This is a genomic window from Rhodococcus tibetensis (assembly GCF_024438035.1).
Lineage (GTDB): Bacteria > Actinomycetota > Actinomycetes > Mycobacteriales > Mycobacteriaceae > Rhodococcus_F > Rhodococcus_F tibetensis.
Genome location: NZ_JANFQF010000044.1, coordinates 1 through 5458, shown reverse-complemented (window position 1 = coordinate 5458; position 5458 = coordinate 1). Strand labels below are relative to the sequence as shown.

At 55.9% G+C, this 5458-nt stretch carries 3 rRNA genes; all 3 read right to left on the bottom strand.

Annotated elements, in window-relative coordinates:
* Window positions 1-11: 11 nt before the first annotated feature.
* Window positions 12-128 (bottom strand): 5S ribosomal RNA (gene rrf / locus NOF53_RS27350).
* A gap of 133 nt (window positions 129-261) precedes the next feature.
* Window positions 262-3396 (bottom strand): 23S ribosomal RNA (locus NOF53_RS27345).
* Between the two features lie 339 nt (window positions 3397-3735).
* Window positions 3736-5253, bottom strand: a 16S ribosomal RNA gene (locus NOF53_RS27340).
* The 16S, 23S and 5S rRNA genes sit together here, the layout of an rRNA operon.
* Window positions 5254-5458: the final 205 nt, after the last annotated feature.

The following is a 5458-nucleotide window of genomic DNA, read 5'->3' as shown; positions in this document are numbered from 1 at the left end:
CGGTAACGGATGTTCGGCGGTGTCCTACTCTCCCACACCCTGTCGAGTGCAGTACCATCGGCGCTGGAGGGCTTAGCTTCCGGGTTCGGAATGGGTCCGGGCGTTTCCCCTCCGCTATGGCCGCCGTAACTCTATGAAACTGTCACACACTCATTTCGTCGTGTTCCCGGCACCGGGTGCACCCTGCTGGGTGACCGGTGGGGGTGGAAATGAGTATCTGTGTGTTGTTTCAGATACTGCACAGTGGACGCGTAGCTTCTTTGTGGTAAGTCCTCGGCCTATTAGTACCAGTCACCTGCACCCATTACTGGGCTTCCAGTTCTGGCCTATCAACCCGGTGGTCTGCCGGGGGCCTTACCCCCTCGAGGGGGTGAGAAACCTCATCTTGGAACAGGCTTCCCGCTTAGATGCTTTCAGCGGTTATCCCTTCCGAACGTAGCTAACCAGCGGTGCTCCTGGTGGAACAACTGGCACACCAGAGGTTCGTCCGTCCCGGTCCTCTCGTACTAGGGACAGCCTTCCTCAAGTTTCTAACGCGCGCGGCGGATAGAGACCGAACTGTCTCACGACGTTCTAAACCCAGCTCGCGTGCCGCTTTAATGGGCGAACAGCCCAACCCTTGGGACCTACTCCAGCCCCAGGATGCGACGAGCCGACATCGAGGTGCCAAACCATCCCGTCGATATGGACTCTTGGGGAAGATCAGCCTGTTATCCCCGGGGTACCTTTTATCCGTTGAGCGACACCGCTTCCACTTGCCGGTGCCGGATCACTAGTCCCGACTTTCGTCCCTGCTCGACTTGTCAGTCTCACAGTCAAGCTCCCTTGTGCACTTGCACTCGACACCTGATTGCCAACCAGGCTGAGGGAACCTTTGGGCGCCTCCGTTACATTTTGGGAGGCAACCGCCCCAGTTAAACTACCCACCAGGCACTGTCCCTGAACCAGATCATGGTCCGAGGTTAGAGGTCCAATACGATCAGAGTGGTATTTCAACAACGACTCCACACTCACTGGCGTGAGCGCTTCACAGTCTCCCACCTATCCTACACAAACCGAACCGAACACCAATACCAAGCTGTAGTGAAGGTCCCGGGGTCTTTTCGTCCTGCCGCGCGTAACGAGCATCTTTACTCGTAATGCAATTTCGCCGAGTCTATGGTTGAGACAGCTGAGAAGTCGTTACGCCATTCGTGCAGGTCGGAACTTACCCGACAAGGAATTTCGCTACCTTAGGATGGTTATAGTTACCACCGCCGTTTACTGGGGCTTAAATTCTCAGCTTCGCCACCGAAATGGCTAACCGGTCCTCTTAACCTTCCAGCACCGGGCAGGCGTCAGTCCGTATACATCGTCTTACGACTTCGCACGGACCTGTGTTTTTAGTAAACAGTCGCTTCTCACTGGTCTCTGCGGCCCCACCCAGCTCAGGAAGCAAGTTCCATCACCAGACGAGGCCCCCCTTCTCCCGAAGTTACGGGGGCATTTTGCCGAGTTCCTTAACCATAGTTATCTCGATCGCCTTAGTATTCTCTACCTGACCACCTGTGTCGGTTTGGGGTACGGGCCGTGTGAAAGCTCGCTAGAGGCTTTTCTCGGCAGCATAGGATCACTGAATTCGCCTCATTCGGCTATGCGTCACCTCTCAGGCTGTGTGAATGGCGGATTTGCCTACCATTCGCCCTACAGGCTTACACCAGTATTACCACTGACTGGCTCAGCTACCTTCCTGCGTCACCCCATCGCTTGGCTACTACCAGATCAGGTCCCACGCATCCGGCAAGGTCACTCCCGAAGGAGAAACCCCACTTTCAGGGTGGTTAGTATCACTGATTCACCAGGGGCGCGTTCACACGGGTACGGGAATATCAACCCGTTGTCCATCGGCTACGCCTGTCGGCCTCGTCTTAGGTCCCGACTCACCCTGGGCGGATTAACCTGGCCCAGGAACCCTTGGTCATTCGGCGGACGAGTTTCTCACTCGTCTTTCGCTACTCATGCCTGCATTCTCACTCGTGTGGCCTCCACGGCTGGGTCACCCCGCCGCTTCCATGGCCACACGACGCTCCCCTACCCATCCACACCACTGCCCACCCTCCCGCAGGAAAATGGGGGTGCATTGTGTGAATGCCGCAGCTTCGGTGGTGTACTTGAGCCCCGCTACATTGTCGGCGCAGGATCACTTGACCAGTGAGCTATTACGCACTCTTTCAAGGGTGGCTGCTTCTAAGCCAACCTCCTGGTTGTCTTCGCGACCCCACATCCTTTTCCACTTAGTACACGCTTAGGGACCTTAGCTGGCGATCTGGGCTGTTTCCCTCTCGACTACGAACCTTATCGCCCGCAGTCTCACTGCCGCGCTCTCACTCACCGGCATTCGGAGTTTGGCTGATTTCGGTAAGCTTGTGGGCCCCCTAGACCATCCAGTAGCTCTACCTCCGGTGAGAAACACGCGACGCTGCACCTAAATGCATTTCGGGGAGAACCAGCTATCACGGAGTTTGATTGGCCTTTCACCCCTACCCACAACTCATCCCCTCAGTTTTCAACCTAAGTGGGTTCGGTCCTCCACGACGTCTTACCGTCGCTTCAACCTGGCCATGGGTAGATCACTCCGCTTCGGGTCTAGAACATGCCACTACGAACGCCCTATTCGGACTCGCTTTCGCTACGGCTACCCCACACGGGTTAACCTCGCGACATGCCACTAACTCGCAGGCTCATTCTTCAAAAGGCACGCCATCACCCCCAACACCGAAATGTTCGAAGGCTTTGACGGATTGTAAGCGCACGGTTTCAGGTACTATTTCACTCCCCTCCCGGGGTACTTTTCACCTTTCCCTCACGGTACTAGTCCGCTATCGGTCACCAGGGAGTATTCAGGCTTATCGGGTGGTCCCGACAGATTCACACCAGATTTCACGGGCCCGGTGCTACTTGGGTTTCCATCACAACAGTCACAATGTTTTCGTGTACGGGACTCTCACCCTCTACGACAGGCCGTTCCAGACCACTTCCACTAACACCATGATTTCTTACTGTCGGCCAACACGGCAGCATTGACAAGATGAACCCCACAACCCCACGAATGCAACACCTGCCGGCTATCACACATCCATGGTTTAGCCTCTTCCGCTTTCGCTCGCCACTACTCACGGAATCACTATTGTTTTCTCTTCCTGTGGGTACTGAGATGTTTCACTTCCCCACGTTCCCTCCACACACCCTATATATTCAGATGCGGGTAACACGACATCACTCGTGCTGGGTTTCCCCATTCGGACATCCTCGGATCTCAGCTCGGTTGACAGCTCCCCGAGGCTTATCGCAGCCTCCTACGTCCTTCATCGGCTCCTGGTGCCAAGGCATCCACCGTACGCTCTTCATTACTTACAACAAAGATGCTCGCGTCCACTGTGCAGTTCTCAAACAACACACCCCGCTCGAACTCCCGCCAGCACCATGACCACCACCCAAAGTGATGCGGTCTGCCTGACATCCGAACCGGATCGTCACTTTCCCGTAGAAAAAACACTCACGTGTTCTCTCAGGACCCAACAGTATGTCGATATAATTCGCTCTCCCACCAACACAAAGGCCGGCAGTAACGAGAACCAATGCTTGTCAGCGATCCACCCATGAGCAACCGCCGTTCCACAGACGGGAACGAAACGGCCTCTGCCAGCACATCATCCACTGACTGTTCAGCGGTACATGACTGGAGATGCTCCTTAGAAAGGAGGTGATCCAGCCGCACCTTCCGGTACGGCTACCTTGTTACGACTTCGTCCCAATCGCCGATCCCACCTTCGACGGCTCCCTCCCACAAGGGGTTAGGCCACCGGCTTCGGGTGTTACCGACTTTCATGACGTGACGGGCGGTGTGTACAAGGCCCGGGAACGTATTCACCGCAGCGTTGCTGATCTGCGATTACTAGCGACTCCGACTTCACGGGGTCGAGTTGCAGACCCCGATCCGAACTGAGACCAGCTTTAAGGGATTCGCTCCACCTCACGGTCTCGCAGCCCTCTGTACTGGCCATTGTAGCATGTGTGAAGCCCTGGACATAAGGGGCATGATGACTTGACGTCGTCCCCACCTTCCTCCGAGTTGACCCCGGCAGTCTCTTACGAGTCCCCACCATTACGTGCTGGCAACATAAGACAAGGGTTGCGCTCGTTGCGGGACTTAACCCAACATCTCACGACACGAGCTGACGACAGCCATGCACCACCTGTATACCGACCACAAGGGGGGCCGTATCTCTACGGCTTTCCGGTATATGTCAAACCCAGGTAAGGTTCTTCGCGTTGCATCGAATTAATCCACATGCTCCGCCGCTTGTGCGGGCCCCCGTCAATTCCTTTGAGTTTTAGCCTTGCGGCCGTACTCCCCAGGCGGGGCGCTTAATGCGTTAGCTACGGCACAGATTCCGTGGAAGGAACCCACACCTAGCGCCCACCGTTTACGGCGTGGACTACCAGGGTATCTAATCCTGTTCGCTACCCACGCTTTCGTTCCTCAGCGTCAGTTACTGCCCAGAGACCCGCCTTCGCCACCGGTGTTCCTCCTGATATCTGCGCATTTCACCGCTACACCAGGAATTCCAGTCTCCCCTGCAGTACTCAAGTCTGCCCGTATCGCCTGCAAGCTCACAGTTGAGCTGTGAGTTTTCACAAACGACGCGACAAACCGCCTACGAACTCTTTACGCCCAGTAATTCCGGACAACGCTTGCACCCTACGTATTACCGCGGCTGCTGGCACGTAGTTAGCCGGTGCTTCTTCTGCAGGTACCGTCACTTGCGCTTCGTCCCTGCTGAAAGAGGTTTACAACCCGAAGGCCTTCATCCCTCACGCGGCGTCGCTGCATCAGGCTTTCGCCCATTGTGCAATATTCCCCACTGCTGCCTCCCGTAGGAGTCTGGGCCGTGTCTCAGTCCCAGTGTGGCCGGTCACCCTCTCAGGTCGGCTACCCGTCGTCGCCTTGGTAGGCCATTACCCCACCAACAAGCTGATAGGCCGCGGGCCCATCCTGCACCAGTAAACCTTTCCACCCCCAGCCATGCAGCCGAAGGTCGTATCCGGTATTAGACCCAGTTTCCCGGGCTTATCCCGAAGTGCAGGGCAGATCACCCACGTGTTACTCACCCGTTCGCCGCTCGTGTACCCCGAAAGGCCTTACCGCTCGACTTGCATGTGTTAAGCACGCCGCCAGCGTTCGTCCTGAGCCAGGATCAAACTCTCCGTTGAAGACTCTAGATTCCACAGGCGAACCTGCCAATCAGTCAAAGACATCGAGTCAAATCACTAGCAATCAAAAACTCAAACTAGCATTTTCAAACACTGACCCCCCTCCGACGGAAGAAGGAGAAGAGCCAGCACATACCCACACCACAACTCACAACCAAACCACAACGGCCAGTTGATCATCCATGATGCGGAGTACCAAAAACAT